Annotated in this window: 23 protein-coding genes and 1 riboswitch; of the genes, 10 read left to right on the top strand and 13 right to left on the bottom strand. The window is 33.2% G+C overall.

What is annotated here, in order from left to right:
* Positions 1–102: 102 nt before the first annotated feature.
* Positions 103–933: a carbohydrate ABC transporter permease gene (locus V5E38_RS18805; protein WP_499211112.1), complete on the bottom strand. Its 831-nt coding sequence runs from the start codon at positions 931–933 to the stop codon at positions 103–105.
* Positions 933–1,868, bottom strand: a complete 936-nt coding sequence (locus V5E38_RS18810; RefSeq protein ID WP_499211113.1) for a carbohydrate ABC transporter permease — start codon at positions 1,866–1,868, stop codon at positions 933–935. Before V5E38_RS18810 ends, V5E38_RS18805 begins: the two co-directional genes overlap by 1 nt.
* 437 nt (positions 1,869–2,305) lie before the next feature.
* On the opposite strand from V5E38_RS18810, the gene V5E38_RS18815 reads away from it, so the two are divergent.
* Positions 2,306–2,482, top strand: a complete 177-nt coding sequence (locus V5E38_RS18815) for a hypothetical protein (RefSeq protein WP_499211114.1) — start codon at positions 2,306–2,308, stop codon at positions 2,480–2,482.
* Between the two features lie 96 nt (positions 2,483–2,578).
* On the opposite strand, the gene V5E38_RS18820 is transcribed toward V5E38_RS18815, so the two are convergent.
* Positions 2,579–2,923 (bottom strand): DUF805 domain-containing protein, encoded by a 345-nt coding sequence (locus V5E38_RS18820; RefSeq protein WP_499211115.1) that lies wholly within the window; start codon positions 2,921–2,923, stop codon positions 2,579–2,581.
* Positions 2,924–3,184: 261 nt separating this feature from the next.
* On the opposite strand from V5E38_RS18820, the gene V5E38_RS18825 reads away from it, so the two are divergent.
* Positions 3,185–3,577 carry a VanZ family protein gene (locus V5E38_RS18825; protein WP_499211116.1) on the top strand — a complete coding sequence of 131 codons (393 nt, stop codon included), beginning with the start codon at positions 3,185–3,187 and terminating at the stop codon, positions 3,575–3,577.
* A gap of 54 nt (positions 3,578–3,631) precedes the next feature.
* Here the strand turns inward: V5E38_RS18825 and V5E38_RS18830 are convergent, their stop codons facing one another.
* The 5 genes from V5E38_RS18830 to V5E38_RS18850 form a co-directional block, all read right to left on the bottom strand.
* Positions 3,632–3,973 (bottom strand): DUF805 domain-containing protein, encoded by a 342-nt coding sequence (locus tag V5E38_RS18830; protein WP_499211117.1) that lies wholly within the window; start codon positions 3,971–3,973, stop codon positions 3,632–3,634.
* Between the two features lie 163 nt (positions 3,974–4,136).
* Positions 4,137–5,027 (bottom strand): hypothetical protein, encoded by an 891-nt coding sequence (locus V5E38_RS18835; RefSeq protein WP_499211118.1) that lies wholly within the window; start codon positions 5,025–5,027, stop codon positions 4,137–4,139.
* Between the two features lie 232 nt (positions 5,028–5,259).
* The gene (locus V5E38_RS18840; RefSeq protein ID WP_499211119.1) at positions 5,260–6,534 is read right to left on the bottom strand and encodes an ABC transporter substrate-binding protein; all 1,275 of its coding nucleotides are present in this window, start codon (positions 6,532–6,534) and stop codon (positions 5,260–5,262) included.
* A gap of 277 nt (positions 6,535–6,811) precedes the next feature.
* Entirely contained in the window at positions 6,812–7,756 is a 945-nt protein-coding gene (locus tag V5E38_RS18845) for a DMT family transporter (RefSeq protein WP_499211120.1), read from the bottom strand.
* A gap of 135 nt (positions 7,757–7,891) precedes the next feature.
* The gene (locus V5E38_RS18850; protein ID WP_499211121.1) at positions 7,892–9,055 is read right to left on the bottom strand and encodes a C40 family peptidase; all 1,164 of its coding nucleotides are present in this window, start codon (positions 9,053–9,055) and stop codon (positions 7,892–7,894) included.
* Positions 9,056–9,528: 473 nt separating this feature from the next.
* Between V5E38_RS18850 and V5E38_RS18855 the strand changes: the two genes are divergently transcribed.
* Complete coding sequence (locus V5E38_RS18855; protein ID WP_499211122.1) at positions 9,529–11,448, top strand: heavy metal translocating P-type ATPase; 1,920 nt, start codon at positions 9,529–9,531, stop codon at positions 11,446–11,448.
* Positions 11,449–11,755: 307 nt separating this feature from the next.
* Here V5E38_RS18855 and V5E38_RS18860 read toward each other — a convergent pair whose 3' ends face one another.
* The 4 genes from V5E38_RS18860 to tnpB form a co-directional block, all read right to left on the bottom strand.
* Entirely contained in the window at positions 11,756–12,637 is an 882-nt protein-coding gene (locus V5E38_RS18860) for a YihY/virulence factor BrkB family protein (RefSeq protein ID WP_499211123.1), read from the bottom strand.
* Between the two features lie 17 nt (positions 12,638–12,654).
* Entirely contained in the window at positions 12,655–13,194 is a 540-nt protein-coding gene (locus V5E38_RS18865; RefSeq protein WP_097973238.1) for a hypothetical protein, read from the bottom strand.
* 13 nt (positions 13,195–13,207) lie between these two features.
* Positions 13,208–13,684, bottom strand: coding sequence for a low molecular weight protein-tyrosine-phosphatase (locus V5E38_RS18870; RefSeq protein ID WP_097973236.1), 477 nt, complete (start codon positions 13,682–13,684; stop codon positions 13,208–13,210).
* 352 nt (positions 13,685–14,036) lie between these two features.
* Positions 14,037–14,141: riboswitch (TPP riboswitch) on the top strand.
* A gap of 418 nt (positions 14,142–14,559) precedes the next feature.
* Positions 14,560–15,693 carry an IS200/IS605 family element RNA-guided endonuclease TnpB gene (gene tnpB, locus V5E38_RS18875; protein WP_499211124.1) on the bottom strand — a complete coding sequence of 378 codons (1,134 nt, stop codon included), beginning with the start codon at positions 15,691–15,693 and terminating at the stop codon, positions 14,560–14,562.
* A gap of 198 nt (positions 15,694–15,891) precedes the next feature.
* On the opposite strand from tnpB, the gene thiT reads away from it, so the two are divergent.
* Positions 15,892–16,473, top strand: a complete 582-nt coding sequence (gene thiT / locus V5E38_RS18880; protein ID WP_499211125.1) for an energy-coupled thiamine transporter ThiT — start codon at positions 15,892–15,894, stop codon at positions 16,471–16,473.
* A gap of 118 nt (positions 16,474–16,591) precedes the next feature.
* Here the strand turns inward: thiT and V5E38_RS18885 are convergent, their stop codons facing one another.
* Positions 16,592–18,673, bottom strand: coding sequence for a WxL domain-containing protein (locus tag V5E38_RS18885; RefSeq protein WP_499211126.1), 2,082 nt, complete (start codon positions 18,671–18,673; stop codon positions 16,592–16,594).
* Between the two features lie 413 nt (positions 18,674–19,086).
* Between V5E38_RS18885 and V5E38_RS18890 the strand changes: the two genes are divergently transcribed.
* The 6 genes from V5E38_RS18890 to V5E38_RS18915 all read left to right on the top strand — a co-directional run bounded on the left by V5E38_RS18890 (position 19,087) and on the right by V5E38_RS18915 (position 24,387).
* Entirely contained in the window at positions 19,087–19,242 is a 156-nt protein-coding gene (locus V5E38_RS18890; protein ID WP_499211127.1) for a hypothetical protein, read from the top strand.
* A gap of 316 nt (positions 19,243–19,558) precedes the next feature.
* Positions 19,559–19,996 (top strand): Dps family protein, encoded by a 438-nt coding sequence (locus tag V5E38_RS18895; RefSeq protein WP_499213607.1) that lies wholly within the window; start codon positions 19,559–19,561, stop codon positions 19,994–19,996.
* A gap of 557 nt (positions 19,997–20,553) precedes the next feature.
* Positions 20,554–21,579, top strand: coding sequence for an ABC transporter ATP-binding protein (locus V5E38_RS18900; RefSeq protein ID WP_097973229.1), 1,026 nt, complete (start codon positions 20,554–20,556; stop codon positions 21,577–21,579).
* Positions 21,560–22,486, top strand: a complete 927-nt coding sequence (locus V5E38_RS18905; protein ID WP_499211128.1) for an ABC transporter ATP-binding protein — start codon at positions 21,560–21,562, stop codon at positions 22,484–22,486. Before V5E38_RS18900 ends, V5E38_RS18905 begins: the two co-directional genes overlap by 20 nt.
* Before the next feature lie 15 nt (positions 22,487–22,501).
* Positions 22,502–23,467 carry an oligopeptide ABC transporter permease gene (gene opp4B / locus V5E38_RS18910; RefSeq protein WP_097973226.1) on the top strand — a complete coding sequence of 322 codons (966 nt, stop codon included), beginning with the start codon at positions 22,502–22,504 and terminating at the stop codon, positions 23,465–23,467.
* Between the two features lie 14 nt (positions 23,468–23,481).
* Entirely contained in the window at positions 23,482–24,387 is a 906-nt protein-coding gene (locus tag V5E38_RS18915; RefSeq protein WP_499211129.1) for an ABC transporter permease, read from the top strand.
* Positions 24,388–24,408 lie beyond the last annotated feature (21 nt).

A 24,408-nucleotide genomic window follows, 5' to 3' on the forward strand; every position in this document is an offset into this window, starting at 1 on the left:
TATTTTGAATACGCTTTCATTATACATTTAAAAACAATCAACTTTGGATAGTCTAAATTGACATGATGGGTGGAATATATTGATAGCTTCCACCCAGTCACCTTATTTAATAGAACCGCTTGTAATCCCTTTAATAATATGTTTCTGTGCTGCAAAGTAGAAAATTAATAGTGGTGTTATACCTAAAACAAGTCCAGATAGCGCTAAATTCCACTGTTTTGTATATGCTCCAAAGAAGTAGAATGTAGCAAGAGGAATTGTTCTTAACTCCATATCTCTTAATACAAGTGATGGTAATAAGAAGTCATTCCAAATCCATAACGTATTTAGGATAACAATTGTAACCGTAATTGGTTTTAATAGTGGAAACACAACTTTCCAGAAAACCATAGTCGGTGAACATCCATCAATAATTGCTGCTTCCTCTAACTCAATTGGAATTGTTTTAATAAATCCATGATACAGGAAGATCGATAATGCTGACCCGAAACCTAAATACATGATGACTAGTCCCCAATGGCTATTCATTAAATGAAGCGTACTTCCAACTTTCACTAATGGGATCATAATTGATTGGAACGGGATAACCATTGTTGCTACAAAAATAAAGAAAATGATATTTGAAATTTTACTTTTTGAACGAACTAATTTATAAGCCGCCATCGAACAGAAAAAGACGATTATAACATTACTAGCAATTGTCACGATTAATGAGTTCATTAATGCTTTCCAGAAATTCATGACTTCAATTGCCTGTTGATAGTTTGTAAAATCTAAGCTTTTTGGAAGCGAAGATGTATTTTGTAAAATATCAGCAAATGATTTAAATGAGTTTCCTAACACATAATAAAAAGGAACTAAGAAGATGAGAGCAAGTATAATTGCCGCTATTTCTAATATAAAAGTAAAGCCAGTATATCGTTCTTTTAGCATTATGCCTCAACCTCCCTCTTCTTCGTAATGTATACTTGAATAACTGAAATTAACGCTACGACTACGAAGAATACAATTGCTTTTGCTTCACCTAATCCATAACGGTTATTAACAAAAGCTTCCGTGTAAATATTTAAAGCCAACATTTCAGTAGACTTAAATGGTCCACCATTTGTTAATGATAGGTTTGTATCAAACACTTTAAATGACCATGAAATTGTTAAGAATAAACAAACTGTTACAGCTGGTGCTACCATTGGAATAATGATTTTACGTAACACTTGGAATTTATTTGCACCATCAATTTGAGCTGCTTCAATTAATTCCTGTGGTACACCTTGTAGAGCCGCTACATAAATAACCATTATATAACCTGCACCTTGCCAAACTGCCACGATGACAATTGCCCAGAACGCACCTTTTTCTTCACCTAAAAGTGCTCTTTGTAAAAAGTCTGAATGCAATAATTGTCCAATTGAAATTAAACCTTTATTAAAAATGAACTGCCAAATGAAACCTAATAATAATCCACCGATTAAATTTGGAAGGAAAAAGATTGTTCTTAAAATATTACTAGTCTTCAATGCTTGCGTAACGATTAACGCTAAACCAAAACCAATCACATTGGTTAAGATCACGGCGAAAAATGTATATTTACCCGTTAAAATAAACGAATGGATAAAATCCGTATCTTTCGTAAAAATGTATTTATAATTTTCAAGTCCGACCCACTTAGCAGAGTCAGCTACACCATCCCACTGAGTAAATGAATAGAAAAAGCCGATTAAAAATGGCGTTAACACGATCGCTGCAAAAACAATACTTACTGGTCCTACAAACGTAAGATAATTTAAAAAATCTCTTAATTTTTTAGATGACTTCTTTGTCTTGGCATCTGTTTTATTTGTATCAATCACTTTTTTCATTTCAATCATCTGTAACACCTCCACTATCATCATAAAATACCTCTCATGTTGTGAAAACGTATTCATTTGAACAGTAGGGTGGAATATATTGACTAGATTGATTTTTAGGTTTAAATAATATTCATTTCTACTCAGTCTTTGAATTGTTTATTTCTAATAAGAAACATTGCTTGAAACTATATTCATAAAAGTTTCATAATCTCCTTACTACTTCTAAATAAACACTTTATTAAAAATGATAAAATGTTTATAAACCTAGAAAATAGGGGGAACTTTGAAGGAATAAATCACGTAAAAAGTTTTTATTACTATTCGTTTTTTTGATCATTATTATATTTTTCATTGCTCACAAACCATCTAAATTACATAGGGGTTTCCCAATTCCGTTAACTGCAATTCAGTCCAAGATTGACTACAAATATCAATACGCAGTCTACAATTGGAAAATGACATCTGAAGAACATGGTTTACCAAATTCTTATAAATTAATTTTTAAATTTTGGGGATGGAATGAAGTAAAAGAAGAAGCCGATGGTACACGGGAGGTTTACACAAAGAACGGTGAAATAGTACATATTGTTTCTTCAAAGGATGAGATTGAAGTACATTTTTTTAAAAATTAAAAAGTCTGATTAAAGGATGTTCGAAAAATGACAAAAAACCGCCCTTTTCAAGACGGTTTACAGATAAATCCTTAAAATTAATATCCAGTCCTCAATCTACAATTTAGGATTCTCCCCAAATCGATTATCTCCCTCTTCACTATCCAAACAGAAGAAAATAATAAGAATAATCGTACCAATAAACGGAATTATTCCAATTAACAGCCACCAACCACTTCTACCTGAATCATGTAATCTGCGCGCTCCTACTGCTAAAGATGGCAGTATCGTCAATAGACCATAAATCCCTGTTAATAGATTATCGATATCCGCAATGCTTTGTAAAATCGAAAGTATAATAGTGATAATGGCATTAAACAGGAAAAACATCCAATACTCTGTTCTTCTAGCTCTCCCGCTGAATACTGCATAATTCTTTAATACTTTTAAATACCATTCCACGATGGATCCCTCCTAAGAAGTAAATACGGTACATTTAAGTCTATTCTTAATACCTAGGTAACATTATTAATTTTTAATAATAGGACAATCTATTTTGAATTAACACAAAAAACCGCCTAAAAATTAGGCGGGTTAAGCTTAGTTTATCTCGGTTTTGGGCCATAGCGAACATCATTTAATACAAAGTTTATTGAGGAATTACAAAAATTATTAATGTATAATACCTTATTATTAATTAAAACATTTTTTGGGAGATTTATTTTGAAGCCTATTATCATAAAATATTTACTGTTAATTTTTTCACTTATGTTTATTTTTAGGTTTACATTTTTTCCAGTCGCTTCTTTAGGAATAGGTGTTTCTGAGGGTGGATTAAATTTAATCCCATTAAAAATGTTTAATGAGTTTAGCAGCATTAAGCAATTTATAGTAAATGTCTTTGGAAATATCATTCTTTTTATGCCATTTGGCTTTAGTTTAACATCCATTAAGAGATCAAAAAAAGTTATACTAATTGGCTTATTTTTATCGGTAAGCATAGAAGTAGTCCAATTTTTGATGTCTCTTCGAACCTCAGATATAGATGATGTTATTTTAAATACTTTAGGGACATACATTGGGTATAAGATTTCAATGATGAATTTAAAGAAGTAATATGGTACATTTAAGTCTTTTCTTAATACCCAATGAACATTATTTATTTTAACCTTATCTTGGAACTGGTCCAAAACGATTCTCGTGATTTTCACTTTTAAAACAAGCAAGTATTAATAAAATAATTGATCCTATAAACGGAATTAAACTAATTAAATACCACCAACCACTTTTACCGATATCATGTAATCTGCGAACACCGACTGCAATTAGTGGTAACAAAGTAAGCAAACCATAAATTCCTGAAATCATGTTATCTGTATTTGCAAAGTTATCTAATAAACTAAGTAAAAAAGTAATAATTGCATTAATTAACATGAACATCCAAAATTCAGTTCGACTCGCTCTACCATGAAATACTACATAATTCTTTAATACTTTTAAATACCATCGCACAACTGATCTCTCCTAAGAAATTATTTTAAAAGCTAGTGTATACTTCCTTTTTACTATTCCCATAAGAAAATCAAATCACATATTTCTTATTAAAAAAAATGAAATATATCAGTGTCCAAATAAAAAAGGAAGTCCAAAATATCGGACTTCCTTAAAAAATAACTTATTTATTAACATGTGTTAACGTAGCACCATACGGAGTTACATCAAAGAAGTCTCCATAACCAACAACTGTACCGCTGCCGTTCGCAATGACTGATTTTCTAGATTTCCATGTATCTCTCCATTGTTCTTTTACATCTGCAGCACGACGATTAACGATAATATTCATTTTTTTCGTTTCGATTTGTTCTTTTGTCATGTTTTTTGTATCAATTTTTTTAAAGTCATCTAATATTAAATTTTTCGTTTTATCCGATATTCCACCACTTTGAACAAATATATCAAACATTAATGCATATCCTCTTTTTGTCCATAAGCCGAATGTTTTATAATACTTTTCTGCTTGATCAAAGTACGATTTTGAAGCATTAATTTGTTCATCAATACATTCTTTACTTGTTCCTAGATTTTTAAAATAAGTCTTCCAAGGCTCTTTAAGTTCGTATTTATTATTAGGGTTACTGATTGAATCTCCCCAAGCTACCTGTTCTTTTGTCGTTTTGTTCATAATTACATCTTTAAATGTATTATAAGAATCCGTATCTCCTTTGAAAGCTTTTAGGACAACATCATTATGATTCGCAAACATTTTTTTCATAATTGGTTGTAAAGTTTCTGTTCCAAAGTTTTCTTGAAGCGCGCCAAAAGATAAACCGGCACCGTCGAAATTACCACTTGTAGCACCAAATGCATCAGCTCCAGATGATGATGTTTCATACCACGAAGTGATTTCTAGTGACATTTTTTTAACTGATTCACTTGCTGGAAGCTTCACGGGACTATTCGTTTTAACTTTATAATCAACAGAAGCAGCATTCGCTGGTCCGACTACTGTTCCTAAAGAAAAGACTATCGCAGTTGATAAAATAACATTTTTAATCGATTTTTTCATTTTTGATTACTCTCCCTTACTATTAATCTATTTATTATCTAGGTTAAACTCAGGAATTTCATTTATATTCGCAACGACAATTACTATATCACGATAATTAATTCTGTTCATCACATAAAATCTTCCAATTGATAAATCATTAACAAAATCCACATTAAAAATGTGTACAAAAAAAGACAAACCTCATTCGAAATTATTTCGAAATAAGGTTTGTCATAAAATTCTTTTTCGTTTACTGGTTCTTTAACTTATCCCAAGTATCCTGAAGCGATTGTAGTAATTGCTGTGGATTTTTTTGTCCTCCAACATATGCTTGCATTGAAGCACCAAATTCATTTGTTGCACCATTTGGATACTTAAACCAATTCCAAGAAAGTACTTTTCCGTCAGCTGAGTACTTTTGAATATCATCAGCAATTGGGCCTAAGCCTTTTCCTTCTATTGTTTTAACTGCTGGAATGAATTTAAACTTTTCAACAATATATTTTTTACCTGTATCAGAAGAAACCATCCAATTTAAAAACTTCTTCGCTTCTTCTTTGTTTTTTGAATTTTTATTAACTACCCAGTTATTTGGTACACCGACCGGGATTTTGTCCATTGCGTTTTTGTCATCATTAATCGGCATTGATAAAAGACCAAGTTTCATATTTGGTGTAATGCCATCAATCATACCTTGTGTCCAGTTTCCTTGTTGCATCATAGCTGTTTTTCCAGATGCAAAATTAGTAACTTGTGTATTATAATCCGTTGTTAATGGATTTTTATTTCCATATTTAATCGTTAAATCAAATAATTTTATAAACTCCTTAAATTTATCATTATCAGGAATTTTTACTTTGCCTGCATTTAAATCGGCGATAAATTTATCTGGGTCCGGTTGTTGTGCGAATGGAATATTTAATAAATGAATTCCTAAAATCCACCACTCACCATATCCAACTGAAAACGGCGTAATGCCAACGTCTTTTAATTTTTTTGCTGTTGCCTCTAATTCAGTTAATGTTTTTGGCAATTGTGTAATACCAGCTTTATCAAATAAATCTTTGTTGTAAATGAATCCATAGCCTTCCGTGTTCATAGGCATTCCGAGTAATTTTCCATCAACTGTCATCGGTTTTTCGGTTTCCGGATATAAATCCTTCACCCAATCTTGATCTGACAGGTCCTCTAGTTTATCCTTCCAAGTAACAGCCTCTTGGTATCCACCATTATTGAAAATATCTGGTTCATTTCCTGATGCAAATTGAGCTTTCAATGCTGCTCCATAATCTGCACCTCCACCTACTGTTTGAACCTTTACCGTTACATTTTTATTTTCCTTTTCATATTCCTTTGTTAAAGCCTCTAGATCTTTTGCAATTTCAGCTTTAAATTGAAAAATATTTAATGTAATTTTTTCACCAGCACCAGGCTTTTTTGTTTCTTCTTTTTTATTATTACATCCAGTAAACAACATCATAGTAGTTGATAAAACGGCAATCGACTTAAATAATTTTTTATTCATATAATCATCCTTAACTTACTTTATTGAGCCACTTGTAATACCTCGGTTAATTTACTTTTGGCAGCGAAGAAAAAGATCAATAATGGCGTAATAATGCCTAAAACTAATCCGGCGAGTGCTAAATTCCATTGTGGAAGCATCATCTACAACTGTTTCAACTGCTTTATCAATCTTTGACAACTATGTACCTACCCTCACAACGATCTACACAAAAAAGCAACTCCACTTTATTATTAAAAAGTAGAATTGCTTTTATTCGGTTTGCATTCTATTCGAGTCAAGACGCACTCTTCATATGAGTGCTTCGTTGATCCTTTTGATAATTCACAATAATAATACCTGACGTAACCATCATTAAACCAATAAATACAAGATAAGATAACACTTCATTCAGCATGATTGATGATAAAATGACACCAAAAACAGGAACTAAGAATAAGTACATTGATACTTTACCAACTTGGTTATATTTCATGACATTGTTCCATAGTATGAAACCTACAGATGAAAGCACCGATAAATAAACTAGCATACCAAACGTTTTTAAATCATAGTGGAACGGTAAAAACCCTGCCGTTAAACCACCAATTAATAACAATCCAATCGAACCGATCATCATTTGATATGCTGTTAAATAGGCAACATCCACTTTCTTTGCAGCTTCTTTAGCAAGTACATTACCATAGCCACCAAACGCCATTGCAAACAATAATAAAATCTCGCCAATTCCTAAATGTAACGAAAGAGTGCCCTTTGTAATATTTACGATAATTACACCCGCAAACCCTACCGTTACTCCAAGAATCTTACGCAAGTTTAAACGATCATTTTTATACATAAAATGCGCTGCTAAAAGTTGAAAAAACGAAGTAGTTCCAGCAATAATCGAGCCTTGAACTCCCGTTGAAAAACTTAATCCAATATAAAACAACACATATTGTAAAAACGTTTGAAACAAACCTACTTTTCCTACTACAAAAAAAGTATCTCGCTTAAAAGTTAACTTTCTACCAATTATCGTAAAAAATATTAAAATTAATAATGAGGCCAAAAAGAAACGATAACCCGCAAAAATCATTTGTTTCCAAATCTCATTCTTCCCAATATGCAAGTGCTCATAACTTAGCTTAATAAACGGAAATGCGCTTCCCCATAAAAAAGTTGTAATAACCGCTGATGCAATCACTCCCAAAGGATGTGTAAAAAATCTCTTTGCAGACATTGTTTCCCTCCATAAGCCTTTTTCTCTCTATAGAATACAGTTTATTCTATCATCAATAGGGCATTCCTACTATTGTTTGATTATGAGAAAGGCCTGATGGTAAAAACAATTGTTGAAAAACTTTTTATGAGAATTTTAATTAATTCGTTTATACCCTAAAAAATGCTTTTTCCAATACGAGTCATTTAGATTAGAAATCGTAACGCCAGTACTACTACCAGCTTGAATAAATTCATTTTCGTTTAACATTATTCCCATGTGTGATGGTCCATACGTGTATGTATTTTGAAAAAATATCAAATCACCGGGCTGTGAAGATGTTACTTTTTGGAATGAAGTATTGTTATGCCAATAACCTGATACATTTGTTCTTCCATACGGCTTACCATTTTCCTTAAGGACATAATAAATAAAGCCACTGCAATCAAAACCTGTAGGTGATACTCCTGCCCATTTATAAGGTACTCCTAAAAATTGTTTTGCAAAAGAAATCAAGTTTTGCTCATCATTACTAGAAGTCGAAGTCGAATCATTTGAATGATCAATTTCTTTTTCAGTATATCCAGCACTTATATAACCTGTTTTTCTTTGATAGATGATCTTGTGCCAACCATTTGAAGTTGAAATAACGTCAAACTTCTGATTTTTTGTCGCACTACCTATTATATTGTATTTCGTTCCCGCCCCTGAACGAATATTTACGCTTGCTCCAGTTACAACATATTTAATCGTATTGTATACTGGTTTTTCATCTTCAATATTCTTTTGTTTCTGAACATAAGTGCCACTTATGTAGCCGGTTCTTCCTTGATAAATAATCTTGTACCAACCATTTGAGAAAGATTTAACAACTAATTTAGCATTCTTATTTACACTTCCTAAAATACTATAATTCGTTCCTGCTCCCGATCGAATACGTACACCGTTCCCTGTTGAGATGTAGTTGAAGGCATTGCTTTCTATTTTTTCATTTTCAGCATCACTGCTTTGTTTTTTAACATAAGTACCACTGATGTATCCAATTCTTCCCTGGTAATTAATCTTATACCAACCATTTGAGGAAGAGATGACATCTAATTTAGCATTCTTATTTACACTTCCTAAAATACGATAATTCGTTCCTGCCCCTGAACGAATACGTACCCCATTCCCTGTTGAGATATAGTGATCCACGTACGAGATTAATTCTTTCGGTTGATTTGTGATTGTACTTTCTGCATCCGCTTCTAATAGATCCATCGAATTAATACATGAAACAGATCCTATGATTGCAATCGATTGTATAATTTTTTTTTTCAAAATCTCCACCAGCTTTTTATTTTTATTTATATTTGCTATACTTTTTTGAATTTGAAAATAGATGAACTAGCTTTAAATGTAGTAACAAATATGTATTTAATGTGCTTACTGTATAAATATCGGTTGGATGCTTAAAATTCTTTAATAAACGTCAAAAATTTTAAAATTAATTAGGCAGACTGTAGTCCTTTTCACCCTACACCTACAACTAATTCACAACTCCATCACATTCATTAAAAATTTTTTAATTAACAAGCAAATTTTTTCTTCACATTTAAAGGAATGTGGTAATATATATTTAATAAGAATTATTTTAATTAAGAAATCTGTGAACTACACAACTTAGAGATTAAATAAATAGTAAGGTCTTATAAAATGTACGCTGCTGTCCTAGGACGGCAGCTTTCGTCGTTTTATAAGGATAGTGAATTTGATTATTTTTCTCAATTGAAAATAAGAAAGGGGTATTTATTATGGAAGCAAGTCCAAAAGTTACTACGATTCATGCTACATATGAAGCCGACCATGTGGAATCTACATCATTTCTTTCAAAACATGGAGAATTAATTGCCGCTTTGGTTTCTGGTATATTAATTCTAATTGCTTCATTCGTTAAGAACGATCATTCAATCATGTCGATTATTTTATATGTTTTAGCTTTTTGTATTGGAGGCTACGCAAAGGCAAAGGAAGGTATTGAAGATACGATTGCTGAAAAGGAACTAAACGTTGAAATGCTAATGATTATTGCGGCAGTTGGTTCAGCTGCAATTGGATATTGGACTGAAGGTGCCGTACTAATTTTCATATTTGCTTTAAGTGGCGCACTTGAAACCTATACGTTAAATAAAACAAATAAAGAGATTTCTTCTCTATTATCTCTTCAGCCACAAACAGCAATTCGATTAGTCGATGAAGTTGAAGAAGTCGTTGGCATCAAAAGTTTAAACATTGGTGATTATATTTTAATTAAAGCAGGAGAGCGTATTCCTGCTGATGGTCAGATCGTTAAAGGGGAAACATTAGTAGATGAAGCTGCTCTTACAGGTGAATCAGTTCCAGTTGTTAAAAACTTAAATGATGAAGTGTTTGCAGGAACAATCAACATTAAAGGAACGCTTGTAGTAGAAATTACGAAACATAGTGATGAAACGCTTTTCCAAAAAATCATTAATCTTGTACAAACAGCTCAAAGTGAACAAACTCCTTCTCAACAATTTATTGAAAAATTTGAAGGTGTATATGTTAAAGGAGTATTAATTGCCGTATTATTTATGATGTTTTTACCGCATTTTGCATTAGATTGGTCATGGACAACAACATTTTATCGAGCAATGATTTTACTAGTTGTTGCATCACCTTGTGCATTAGTAGCATCAATTACACCAGCTGTTTTATCTGCAATCTCGAATGGAGCTAAGTCGGGAATTCTTGTTAAAGGTGGTATTCATTTAGAGCGATTAGGCGTATTAAAAGCAATCGCATTCGATAAAACTGGTACTTTAACGATTGGTAAACCAGAGGTAACTGGTTTTGAGAAAATAGAAGATTTTGATCGCACAGAGTTATTATCAATCGTAGCTTCAATTGAAAGATATTCAACTCATCCGCTAGCTTCAGCTATTGTTGAGTACGCAACGAAACAAGGAATTACAGTATCTTCGTCATTTGAACAAATTGATGACCACCCTGGTTTCGGTGTATCAGCTATATTAAATGGTTCTGAGTATAGAGTAGGTAAAAAAGAATTCGTAACAATGAAACAAAATCCTCTCATCCATTTTGAACAAAAATGGGAACAAGAAGGAAATACAATTGTTTATGTAGGTACTCAAGATAAAGTTGTTGCGATTTTCTCATTAAAAGATTTAGTTCGTAACGAAACTAAGCAAGCCTTATCTACTTTAAATAAATTAGGTGTTCAAACAGTCATGATTACAGGCGACTCTGAACAAACGGCAAAAGCAATTGCTGCCGAAAGTGAAATCAATGAATACTTTGCATCATGCTTACCAGATGAAAAAGTTTCGATTGTTAAAAAGCTAAAAGATAACTACGGTCAAGTAGCAATGGTTGGTGATGGTATAAACGATGCTCCTGCTTTAGCAACTGCAAATGTTGGTATTGCAATGGGTGGCGGAACTGGAGTTGCTTTAGAAACTGCAGATGTCGTTTTAATGAAAAATGATTTAACAAAAATATCAAAAGCAATCACTTTATCTAAACGCATGAACAGGATCGTAAAACAAAATATTATCTTTTCACTAAGCGTTATCGCATTCCTTATCTGCTCAAATTTCCTACAAATCATTGATTTACCTTATGGCGTAATCGGTCACGAAGGAAGTACTATTTTAGTTATTCTTAACTCATTAAGATTACTAAGAGATTGAAAAAAAGCATCGTACAAATTTGTACGATGCTTTTTCTTTTAAACTGACTAGTAATGAGCCTTTTAGCAGGAAAAGCAATTATTCTAGTCAGTCTAAAAAATTAATGATAATCATTATGTCCGTTTGCAGAACCGCTAGTTTTGCCCTTTGGATGTGAGCTACTTTTTTGTTTCTTATTTGATTTATCATTATGGTTTTTCTTATTATTACTCATTTTAAAATTCCTCCCTTTTTGAAGTCTTTTTTAGTTTACCTCTCTAAAATAAGACTACTCATGGAAGAAAACTCCAATATATTATAGAAGAAATTATTTTGGATTTGGATTAGTAGGGTCAATCAATTTTGGTTTAGCTTTGTGCTTACCATATTGTCTTTGCTTTATTAATGCATTAAGCTCTCCACCAATAATCACAACCATTGCCGAAATAAAAAACCAAATCATTAAGACAATAATTCCACCTAAACTACCGTAATGACTTGTGTAATTACCAAAGTTATCAACGTAAAAAGCAAATCCAAATGAAGAAATGATCCATCCAAATGTTGCAAATAGTGAACCAAAGAATGTCTTTTTAATGTGAACTACTTTACTCGGTCCAATGGAATATAGAACAGTAAATACAATCATTAGGATTACAAAGCTTAGTGACCAGCGGATCAGGCTCCAAGTATATAAGAAATCCTGAGATATATCCAAAAATTGAAATACAGACTTAGCAATTACTTTCCCGAACACTGGTATTAATAATGCAAAGACAATCACAAAAATCATAATAATTGTTAAAAGAATTGAAACTCCTCTTGTAACAAAGTAATTTCGTTTATCCTCTACATCATACGCATCATTAAGTGCTCGAATGATTGCATTAATCCCATTGGACGCAGCCCAAATAGTCGCAATTAACCCTACTGATAAAACTCCACCATGTGATTGCCCGATTATTAACTGCAAGTTACTTCGTATAATAGCCATAGCATCTGGCGGAGCATATTGACTCAAGAATGACAATATTTGATCAGTAGAAAGTGGTAAATAGGTTACGACTTGAGTTAGAACAAGAAGAAATGGAAAAAGAGATAGCATTAAGTAATATGCTAGCTCCGCTGAACGAGATACTATTTCGTCTTCCATACACTTTTTCACTAAATCCCAAACAAATGCTAAAATAGAATTCTTTTTCTTAATCAAATTGACACCTTCAATTGTTATTCTTTAGATGTATTACCTGCCAATAAAATGGATTCTACTTTCTCTTGTACTTCATCTGCATTTTCATCAGTTAAATCTTCAATACCTTCAAGAGTAGCTTCTAACTGCTCGTCAGTTTCAGAAGATTCATTTTCATGATTTACTTCTAGTGAAGTCGCTGAAATTTGCGATTTACCTTCTTCTAGATCGATTGAATCTTCAATTTTCTCTTCTACAGCTTCCACTGCTTTCTCTGTTACTTTAGAAGAGCCTTTATCAAACTTATTTAATGTTGAATCTTTAATTTCGATCCATTTATCTTTTACAATCTGCACATTGCCTTCTAATTTCTCAACTGAGTTTTGTACTACTCTCAATTGATTTCGAACAGCACCTTTTACGATTTCTGGATCTTCTTTAATTTGATTTAATTTGTTTGTTACGCTTCTTCCTTTACGTGAGATTTTCTCACGATTTTCCTTGTTAAGTAGAGTAACTCCTGCACCAATTGCGACTCCGACTAGAATATTGCGTAAAGCTTTGTTACGTTTTGACATTCTACATCCTCCTCTAAACTGTTAATTGGTGTTGCTTTAAAATATGCTGAAGTAAATGAGAGCATCCTTCTGTAATGATGTCATATACTTCATTAAAATTACCCGTATAATATGGATCAGGCACTTCCTTCCACATTGATGCTGGAACATAATCTGAAAGTAGTGAAATCTCTCCTATACAATTATTTCTTGCTAAATTCATTAAATCCTCTTTATTCTGTGCATCCATAGCAACAATATAACTAAAATATTTAAAGTCATTTTCTGTCACTTTTCGAGCTTTCATACCTTCGCAGGTTATACCTTTTTCACTCAATAAACCTTGTGTTCCCTTATGTGGAGCGTGACCTAAATGCCAATCTCCAGTACCAGCTGAGTCTATCATAAATTGTTTATCTAACCCTTTTTCTGTCACTAAATGACGAAAAACAGCCTCAGCCATTGGCGATCGACAAATGTTACCCAAACAGACAAATAATACTTGAATCATCTAAAATGTCTCCTTCAAATTATTTACACTTTCTGCCAAAATTTAGCTGTTTCTTTCGTATTCATTCTACACGGTAAATTTTAAAATGAAAAGCAAGCCATTATGAATAATTTATGACTAGTATAAATAAGATAAAAGTTATAATGCTTATTTTTTACATAATAGCTATGATTACACTCATTTTTTAAAAATAATTTTAATGACTATCTAAAAAGTTAACTCAATTAATGTTTTTCGCGATTCTTACACAAATCCCATTAACGAAAGGCAAAATTTTTTTAATTTTTACGGATAAATTAATTGTATTTTTAAAATACCTTGACTATATTTAGTAAAGACAACTAAATGTAAGCTAAACCACAAGGGGAGCCATTTGGCTGAGAGTGAATAGATTAGCTATTCTTACCCTCTGAACCTGTTAGTTAGTACTAACGTAGGGATGTGGCACGATGAAAAAGCAACGCCGGGATCATCATGCTACCCAGTATTGCTTTTTTTATTTATTCCTACTGAAATCTCCCTATAACGAAATGTGGAAGCGGCTCGCTCTTGCTCCGACAAGCATAAGGCAAAGACAGGGGAAGATTGCTTTTCAATCTACACTTGGCTTTGACTTATGACCTCGAGGGGCAAGGCGCTGGAACTAGACATAACAATAAGTAGGCGAATATTCACTCAAACATCATTATTTACAATGTGTTTCACTACATAAGTTGTCCACTATTTGAACTACTCACCACTTAACACCCTTACAGGTTGTTTGAAGTGGGAGATTCCTGGGAACTGAGCATACTTGCTAGTGTTATTTCTTTGCCAGCAGAGGTTTCTCATATTTACCAAGCTATCCCCGTAGATTCCTACGGTTCTATGATTATTTAGGCCAAAGATAATATTCGTAAGCCCTCAGCTAAAATATTTTTACTGGCATTTAGATCTCGATCGTGATGTTCGTGGCAAAAAGGGCAGGTCCATTCCCTTATTTCAAGAGGTTTTTTACCATCTTGTTGCCCACAATCGGAACATATTTGACTGGATGGAAACCAATTACTCACTTTCATGATTGTTTTACCGTACCACGTAGCTTTGTATTCTAATTTCGTTACAAAAGCAGACCATGATACATCAGAGATCGATTTGGCTAATTTACGATTACGTAGCATTCCTTTTGTATTCAAGGTTTCAATACAGATTATATCGTGGTTTTTGATGATTTCTGTACTCAACTTGTTAAGGAAATCTTCACGCTGATTCAATACTCTTTCGTGTAATCTAGCGACTTTTCGTTTTTGTTTCTGATAGTTTTTTGCATCAAGAAGGTTAATCCCATTCTGTTTAGCATGTAACGCACGTCTTGAAAGTTTTCGCTGTTCACGTTTTAGTTTCTTTTCCATTTTGGCAGTAAATTTATTGTTGTCAATCTTGCGACCGTCAGAAAAAATGGCAAAATCGGTGATGCCTAGATCGATACCAAACGATGATTTAGCTTTCTCCAGTGGTAGTACGTCTACTTCTGCAAGAATGGATACAAAGTATTTACCACTTGGAGTTCGTCTAACGGTCGCTTTCAAAACACGACCATGTACTTCGCGACTTTTAGCAAAGCGAACAAGACCAAGTTTAGGAAGTTTCATTTTGGTTCCGACAACGGCAATATTTCCGTTTGTTTCTTTAGTTGTATAGGATTGAACGCGATTCTTTTTAGACTTAAAGCGTGGTGCGTTATTCTGCTTTGTGAAGAATCGTGAATAGGAATCTGCGAGGTTTTTCAGTGAGGATTGAAGAGCAGTACTGTCAACTTCTTTTAGCCATACTAATTCTTTTTTCAACTTTGTTAATTCAGCAGAACAAGAATTGTACGTTAATCCTTTGCCAGTTTCTTTGTATGTGTCGTTCCATTGTCCTAAAAAGTGATTGAATATAAAACGACTACATCCAATCGTTTTGGCGATTAGAGTTTCCTGTTCTTTAGTTGGATAGATACGGAATTTATATGCTTTATTGACTAGCATTGTTTTCACCTCACTTCATTCCTTGATTTTTAATCGTAGTTAGTAAGTAAAAACTTTTTAACCAGCAGGCAACAAAAAGCTTTTAGACATACGCACGCCTAACCGACATTCATCTCCTACCTATTACTGGTGTTATCACACCTTCACGTAATTGAAGAAGGAGTCTTCTGTCGGAAAATGATAAAGGGGGAAATATATATGAAGACATCAAAGATTCAATTAATGACAGAAATAGCAATGTGTGCAGCACTAGCAATTATTTTTGATTTCTTACCATTATTTACTGCACCTCAAGGTGGCTCTGTTTCATTATCAATGATTCCAGTTTTTCTAATTGCTTTTCGTTGGGGATTAAAACAAGGATTAATTACTGGTCTATTATTAGCAGCACTACAAATTGTTACAAAGCTATATTTTGTTCATCCAATCCAAGTATTTTTAGACTATATTGCAGCATTTACAAGTCTCGGTTTAGCTGGTCTTGTTTATAAACAAATAAAAAATAGTTTAACAAATGGCAATACAAAAAGTGCAGCAGCGTATATAATTTTAGGAACCTTTATCGGCTCATTAGCTCGTTTCATCTGTCACTTTATTGCTGGGATCGTTTTCTACGGTTCATACACTCCAAAAGGTACATCAGTTTCTCTTTATTCATTAGTATATAATGCTTGGTACATGGTTCCTTCTTTTATTATTAGTGCAGTTCTATTAATCATTTTACTTTCTTCTGCACCAGTTCTTGTTCATGTTAAAAAGAACCGAAATCAAGCAGCATAAGTTTTTAGCTAGTCTAAAGTTCCAACGCGTTCAAATAAGTAAGTACAAGATACCCCACCGAGTTTTATTACTTACTTGATGGGGTATTTTTAGCATCTATATAGGAAGTTTCTTGATTTTAAAGTGGTGCATCTACTAATGTCCATGTTAATGTTGTTTTATATTTGGCACCTACTTCTTTATAAGCTGCACCAGGCACGAAAAGGGTTATGCTAGATGAATTCTGTCCATATGCAATTGTCCATGTTCCAGGTCCCTTTCCTTCATCTGCGTAAGCTAGATTCTGGGCACCGCCACCGGGAACCAATGTCAATGTATTAGCTACTGGTTTATACTGCGCTTCAGTGGATGAGTTTAAAATAGGATTATTTAATTTTAAAACCGCACCTGTTAATTCATTATTACCACTCTTGAATTGTTCATTTTGCTGTACTGTTAGTTTCCATCCATTTTTTGTTCTACGATGGTCTGTTACTTGAATAAAATTTGGTACTTTAATGATCGAACCATCTGAAGTTTGTTTTACTTCATCTAATTGAGCAGTATAAACTTCATTTTTACCTGAAGCTTCCTGCGCACCAAAATGGAAATTTGACACATAGTCAATACTTAACGAACTCTTTGTTCCAGGTTCATGAGGATTCTCTGGGTCAGTTGGGTTAACAGGTTCGACTGGACTTGTCGGGTTCGTTGGATTGACTGGATTTTTTGTTTCTGCTGTTACCGTTACATTTGTATTTGTACTCGTATTACCTGCGACATCTGTTGCAGTTGCACTCACTACATCCCCCGCATACAATGTCCATGGCTCTACGGATACCGAAAATAAACCATCCGCTTCAGATTTTGTAGTTAAAAATGATTGGTCGGGTAATGTTATTTTCACAGTACTATTCGCCTCAGCTGTTCCCGTTATACTTGCACTGATATCTGTAATCGGATTTACAACTGGCGGTAAAATAGTTTTGTCTACTGTAAAGTGTAAAATAGTTTGATTACCTGCTTTATCAGTGATGACTAATGTGTGTTGACCATCAGCTGGGTTTATTGTGCCAGAAGAAATGGATGTCCCATTTAATTTTGCTGTATCAATACCGCTTAGCGCATCACTGAATGTAATGTTTGTTGCTGTATTTTTATTATATAATTGCCCGTCAGCATAGTTGGTAATAGGTAGTTCTTTATCAATTTTGACTGTAAATTTAGCTCCAGGATCGGTTACTGGATTACTCTGGTTTCCAGAATCATCTTTTGCTCTAATTAGAATATTTGTCGTACCTTGGGTTGAAACTGTATAATCAACGCCTGTTGAGTTTGCATTACTTAAACCGGCTTTACTCCAAGTGTCACCATTATCAGTAGAAACTTCATACGATGTTGGATCGACCCCATAATCGTCAGTTGCTGTAAAGTGAATTGTCGTATTATTATTGGTCCATGATGCACCACCTGTGTAGCCTTCTGGTATGGTAATAATAGCCTCCGTTATTTTTGGTGCCTCCGTATCTAGTACTGTAACAGAAACATGATCAACCTGAAAGATTTGAAATCCACTACCATCAAGCGCATCTATTATACCGTCTTCAAAATAAATTCTAAAATTTACTTTATTTCCGATCGCAGTGAAAGTAGTCGTTACATTTTGAGGTCCTGTGTATTCTCTCCATCCTTTATCTGTCGTTAGAGCGGTATTACTTTCTGTGTCAGATACAAACCAAGAATACTTAGGATCGGTATTCTCATTTTGAATAAGTTTAAAAGGAAACTTTAAGATATAAGTTTGTCCTGGAATTGTGTTAATCGTTTGGTTCATTGCTATTAACTCTTGAGAACCTGACGTGTTTAATACTTTTAATAATATCCCACCCCCTGGAATAGATTTAACATAACTTTTTGGGTTGACATCACCATAAACCTTATACCAGCCGTCACCTTGATCCACTAAATTGGAGCTAAAAGGACCTAGACCTTGGTTTTTATTTAAATACGCCATAAATGACCAATTTGGAAAAGTAGTTGTTTGACTATCAAAATTAAATGTAGGGTTTTGGACCAAGTTTGGAAATGTTGCTGCTTCTGTAATAGTTGGTTTAAGTAGTCCCTTTAATCCAAGTAGACTAGGTTGCGTCCCGCTCGTCATGATGACAAAAATGGATGCTAAAACAATCGCTTTAAAAAGGCGTTTTCTTTTTTTCACCATTATATTTCTCCATTCCAATTAAAAATTTTCTTCACTATCATTTTCCGGATCTGAAAATCACATTAAAACCTCCAACTTTGTTTCTTTGCTGAACTCACAGTTAAATATGTGAAAAATGTAACATGATTATCTTCGATGGTTCAACGACATTTTTTACCTATGTCAACGGTAATCACGTTGAGTTTTAACTTGTTTTTTGTTTTGGTAGTTCTTGTTAATATTTTAGAGTTAATGGCTACAAATGCTGATGTCACTCGCTTTTAGTTAAATCGATCCAACCTAATAGTAAAAATAATTTATCCACATTTTAAATATGCATTTTAATTTTGAACACTTTGTGAATTTTGGTTATCTGTCCTTTTCTTCAATCATATATATATGAATACAGAAAAGTTTCGAAGGGGGTTTTAACATTGGTCTATGATGTAATCATCTTTTTCTTTTTTGTCATTATTCTTCTTGGTATGATTGGGGCATTATTTTTATTATTGAAAAAAGCTTTAAATGAGGATGATACACTTAGAATTGATCCGAAACTTTCCACGACTAAAGAAAATGAACATTCATAGAATAACCCCCATCCTAATGGATGGGGGTATTTTACTTACTCATAAACATGTTAAGAGTATGTTATTTTTATATTCTTTCTACTTCTGTTATGAGTAAAGTACTTTTATCTTCTCATCTCCATCCAAACCTTAAATCGGTTGAATTTTTTTATTTCAATATAAAGGTATTTACAATTTAACGTTAATTTTACTAATTGTTGTCTTAGCTATCAAATATTACCATGACTATTTTCCCTCATTATCAGTTAAGATGGTTTATATGGTTTTTTAATCTTTTACATCATTTAGAGGAGGGATTTTAATGGATACATCATCCATCTCAAAAACGACTGTTGATGTGCTAAATAAGCAAATAGCAGACTGGAATATTCTATTTGTAAAGTTACATAACTATCATTGGTATGTAAAAGGTCCAAATTTTTTCACTCTACACACTAAATTTGAGGAATTTTACAATGAGGCAAGTTTACATATTGATGAGCTAGCAGAGCGAGTGTTAATAATTGGTGGAAAACCACTAGCTACAATGAGAGAGTATCTTGATACTTCAAGCCTTAATGAAGCAAATAAGAATATTACTTCTGATGAAATGGTCCAGGACATTACTAAGGACTATCATTATTTAATTGAAGAATTAAAAGATGGTATGGAAATTGCTGAGTCTGAAAATGATTCAGTTACTCATGATTTACTTTTAGCCATTCGAGAACAACTTGCAAAGCATGTTTGGATGTTAACAGCCTACTTAAATTGAGTTAAGACTTAAGATTAAATTAAGAAAAGCAGTATAAAATAAAATGGATTACTCATCCTTTTATCTTTATACTGCTTTTTTTCTTTCCTAATTTATCTAAAATAAATTTTAGTAGACATATATTTTTTAATGTAATTCTTATTTTTTCGTGTGAAAACAGGTATTTTGAACTAGGAATTTAAAACTACAAATTGTACATCTGAAATATATTTTCCACTAAATTATTTCAATTTCCGACAAAAAACTCTTTTATTCTCCTTTATTTTCAAACACATCTTTTTATCTACTCTTCAAACAATTTTGTAAACGTTTTCATTTTGTGTTTTCCTTACTCTCCCTTATTTTATTTAATCTATCAACCTTTTTATCGAATCATAGTGACATTTTTTCCCTATTAATTTACTAGTTAATCTGAATTTTAATGATTTTTAGTCAAAAAGGACTATATATTACAGAAAATGTTTTCATATTGAAACATTCGCGTAATAATATTATACTTATGAAAATTCAAAATATACCAACAATTTTGCTCATGAAATCTCGAAAGGAGACACGAAATGTCAAAACCTCTTTTGGAAATCGAACATTTAACGACATCGTTTCGTATAAACAACCAATACTATCCTGCTGTGGATGATGTATCACTAACTGTCCATGAAAATGAAGTTCTTGCAATTGTGGGTGAATCAGGCTGCGGTAAAAGTGCACTAGCCCTATCAATCCTAGGACTACATTCAAATAATCGTACAAAAATGAATGGATCGATCTCTTACAAGGGTACAAATTTACTAACGCTAAATGATAGTAAATTGAATAAAATTCGAGGCAAGGAAATCGGAATGATTTTCCAAGAACCTCTAACTGCTCTTAATCCTTTAATGACGATTGGTAAACAAATTGAAGAAAATTTAGATTTTCATACTGATCTTTCACGTTCACAAAAAAAAGAGCGTGCATTAGAGTTATTAGATCAAGTTGGAATTCCAAAGCCAGAGGTTACTTATAAACAGTACCCGCATGAATTATCTGGTGGTATGAGACAACGTGCTATGATTTCAATTGCCATTGCATGTAACCCTTCGTTCATCATTGCAGATGAGCCAACTACTGCTTTAGATGTAACAATACAAGCTCAAATATTAGATTTATTAAAAGAAATACAGAAGAAAACGAAGCTAGGCATCATTTTAATTACGCATGACTTAAGTGTTGTTGCAGAAGTAGCAGATCGTGTTGCAGTTATGTATGCTGGACAAATTATTGAGACTGGTTCAGTAGAAGAAATACTAAATAATCCATTACACCCATATACGCGCTCACTATTAAACTCTATTCCTACTACTCATTCAAAAAATCAAAGACTTCATATTATTGAAGGTACAGTTCCACCATTAGACAAACTACCTAGAACAGGCTGCCGATTTAGCCACCGTATTCCTTGGATTCAAAATTACGCTCATGAAAATCAACCTATCTTGCATGAAGTTAAACCAAATCATTATGTACGTTGTTCTTGTTATAAGCATTTCCATTTCAAGAACGAGAAAGGAGCACCGATCGTAAATGTCTCTATTAAAGGTTGATAACTTAAAAGTACATTACCCTATTCGTGGTGGTATTTTTCGAACAGTTGTAGATCATGTTCGAGCTGTTGATGGAATTTCATTTGAACTAAACGAAGGCGAAACATATGGCCTTATTGGAGAATCAGGTAGTGGAAAATCTACTGCAGGTAAGGCAATACTTCAATTGACTCAGGCTACTAATGGAAGTATTAAGTTTTTAGACAAGGACTTAATAACACTAAATAAAAAGCAAATGCGAGCATTTCGCCAAGAGATTCAAATGGTATTTCAAGACCCATACTCTTCTTTAAACCCTAAAAAGAGAATTATTGATTTAGTTGCAGAACCGCTAAGAAACTATGAAACTTTAACTGCTGAAGAAGAACGTGAACGAGTACTTTACTACCTAGATAAAGTTGGATTATCTCCAGAATCATTATATAAATATCCACATGAATTTTCTGGTGGTCAACGTCAACGAATTGGGATTGCTAGAGCTTTAACTTTACAACCTAAGTTAATCGTTGCAGATGAGCCTGTTTCGGCTTTGGATGTTTCAGTACAAGCACAAGTACTTAATTTCTTACAAGATTTACAAGAAGAATTCAAACTAACTTATTTATTTATCGGTCATGACTTAGGCGTTATTCGCCATTTATGTGATCGAATTGGTGTTATGTATAGAGGGCGACTTGTTGAGGAAGGCACTACTGAAGATATCTTAAACAACCCACAACATATATACACTAAACGTTTAATTGCAGCAATACCAGATATTCGTCCAGAAGTTCGAGAAGAAAAAATTAAAGAAAGACAAGAAGTTAGAAAAGAATATCAACAAAATGCTTCTTCTTACTTTGATGAAAATGGTCGACCATTTGATTTAAAACCAATCTCAGATACTCATCGAGTAGCATTACCTTAGAAAGGAGTAACGAATATGTTAAAATTTGTCATTCGCCGTATACTCATCATGATTCCTCAGCTTCTGATCTTGAGTATACTAATCTTTGCACTAGCTAAAGCAATGCCTGGTGATGCACTAACTGGTCGTTCGATTAACCCAAAAGCTAATCCACAAGAAATTGAAAAAATTCGTGAAGAAATGGGTTTAAATGATCCTGCTTATGTTCAGTATTATCATTGGATTAAAAATGTTGCAAAAGGAGATTTTGGTGTTTCCTATACACACAAAATCAATGTAGTCGATGTAATAGGCGATCGTATTGGAAATACTGTATTACTTGCTCTCTGCGTGTTTATTGTAACTTATTTACTGGCAATTCCACTTGGGATTATTAGTGGACGCTATAGCGACACGTGGGCAGATAAGCTGATAACCGGATATAACTATTTAGGATTTGCTACCCCTCTATTTATTTTTGGAATTGTTATGTTGTTTGTTTTTGGATTTTATTTTGATCTTTTCCCTACGGGCGGTAGCGTAGACCCTCAAATTGCTGACGGAACTTTTGCTTATTATGTAAGCAAGTTAGATCACCTTGTTTTACCAACTTTATCAGGTGCACTTATTTCAACTGTTGGAATTTCTCAATATTTACGCAGTGAAATTATTGATACTAAAGTAAAAGATTTTGTCAGAACAGCTAGATCAAAAGGTGTTCCTGAATCTAAAGTTTATTCTAGACATATTTTACGAAATTCATTTTTACCAATCGCTGCATTTTTAGGTTATGAGATTACTGGTTTAATTGCTGGTTCTGTATTTTTAGAATCAATTTTTGGCTATCCAGGAATTGGGCAACTGTTCGTCAAATCCGTTATGTTACGTGATTTTACTGTTGTAAATGCGCTTGTTTTAATGACATGTCTTGCAACACTTTTTGGAACATTAATCTCAGATATTATTCTAAGCATCGTAGATCCACGTATACGGATTGAATAGGGTAGGTGAAATTTATGGAATTAAAAATCGAAAATCAAACTCATAATACAGAGCAACGAAAAAGCCCATCTGGATTTAGTGTCATTTGGGCTGAATTTAGGCGAGATAAGTTAGCTTTAGGTTCTCTTATCGTGCTTGGTCTAATAATAATAAGTGTGTATGGTACATCGCTTATTCTAGATCAAGATCAAATTGTTAAAGTAGACTTTCTATCAATCTATCAGCCTCCTTCCTCTACTCATTGGTTAGGTACTGACTACGGGGGACGCGATATATTTGGACAACTAATAATTGGGACTAGAAATTCCTTTACGATTGGATTTTTCATCACAATTATTACAAATCTACTAGGCCTAGCATTAGGTTTAATAGCTGGTTATTTTGGTGGTTGGGTAGACAGTGTCGTAATGCGTATCATTGACTTTTTCTTATCCTTACCAACATTAATGTTAATTATTGTATTCGTAACAGTTGTACCTAAATTCTCAATCATAAATTTTGTCCTTATTATGAGCCTTTTTTTATGGACAGGTAAAGCAAGGTTAATTCGTTCAAAAGTTTTATCAGAAAGCGAATTAGATTATGTGGCAGCAGCGAAAGCAATTGGCACACCGAATTGGAAAATCATTATCTCACACGTTTTACCAAATGTAAGCTCTTTAATTATCGTTGCATTCACTTTAAACCTAGCAGGAAATATTGGAATTGAATCTGGTCTTACCTTCCTTGGATTTGGTTTACCAGAAAGTACGCCAAGTTTAGGAACACTAGTTAGTTATGCAACAAATCCTGATGTTTTACAAAATAAGTTGTGGATATGGTTACCTGCATCGTGCATGATTTTAGTGCTCATGCTGAGTATAAATTTCATCGGTGAAGCGCTAAAGCGTGCAGCTGATGCTAGACAAAGAAGAGGTTAATTAAAAAATAAGGAGAGTGGA

The organism is Rossellomorea sp. GAMAL-10_SWC (assembly GCF_049568075.1).
Taxonomy (GTDB): Bacteria; Bacillota; Bacilli; order Bacillales; family Bacillaceae_G; genus Gottfriedia.

Excerpts from the sequence above, each read along its gene's own strand:
- V5E38_RS18805 (WP_499211112.1), bottom strand. The coding sequence starts at position 933 with ATGCTAAAAGAACGATATACTGGCTTTACTTTTATATTAGAAATAGCG.
- V5E38_RS18900 (WP_097973229.1), top strand. The coding sequence starts at position 20,554 with ATGTCAAAACCTCTTTTGGAAATCGAACATTTAACGACATCGTTTCGT.
- V5E38_RS18810 (WP_499211113.1), bottom strand. The coding sequence starts at position 1,868 with ATGATTGAAATGAAAAAAGTGATTGATACAAATAAAACAGATGCCAAG.
- V5E38_RS18905 (WP_499211128.1), top strand. The coding sequence starts at position 21,560 with ATGTCTCTATTAAAGGTTGATAACTTAAAAGTACATTACCCTATTCGT.
- V5E38_RS18815 (WP_499211114.1), top strand. The coding sequence starts at position 2,306 with ATGACATCTGAAGAACATGGTTTACCAAATTCTTATAAATTAATTTTT.
- tnpB (WP_499211124.1), bottom strand. The coding sequence starts at position 15,693 with ATGCTAGTCAATAAAGCATATAAATTCCGTATCTATCCAACTAAAGAA.
- V5E38_RS18855 (WP_499211122.1), top strand. The coding sequence starts at position 9,529 with ATGGAAGCAAGTCCAAAAGTTACTACGATTCATGCTACATATGAAGCC.
- V5E38_RS18845 (WP_499211120.1), bottom strand. The coding sequence starts at position 7,756 with ATGTCTGCAAAGAGATTTTTTACACATCCTTTGGGAGTGATTGCATCA.
- V5E38_RS18835 (WP_499211118.1), bottom strand. The coding sequence starts at position 5,027 with ATGAAAAAATCGATTAAAAATGTTATTTTATCAACTGCGATAGTCTTT.
- thiT (WP_499211125.1), top strand. The coding sequence starts at position 15,892 with ATGAAGACATCAAAGATTCAATTAATGACAGAAATAGCAATGTGTGCA.
- V5E38_RS18865 (WP_097973238.1), bottom strand. The coding sequence starts at position 13,194 with ATGTCAAAACGTAACAAAGCTTTACGCAATATTCTAGTCGGAGTCGCA.
- V5E38_RS18870 (WP_097973236.1), bottom strand. The coding sequence starts at position 13,684 with ATGATTCAAGTATTATTTGTCTGTTTGGGTAACATTTGTCGATCGCCA.
- V5E38_RS18885 (WP_499211126.1), bottom strand. The coding sequence starts at position 18,673 with ATGGTGAAAAAAAGAAAACGCCTTTTTAAAGCGATTGTTTTAGCATCC.
- V5E38_RS18915 (WP_499211129.1), top strand. The coding sequence starts at position 23,482 with ATGGAATTAAAAATCGAAAATCAAACTCATAATACAGAGCAACGAAAA.
- opp4B (WP_097973226.1), top strand. The coding sequence starts at position 22,502 with ATGTTAAAATTTGTCATTCGCCGTATACTCATCATGATTCCTCAGCTT.
- V5E38_RS18840 (WP_499211119.1), bottom strand. The coding sequence starts at position 6,534 with ATGAATAAAAAATTATTTAAGTCGATTGCCGTTTTATCAACTACTATG.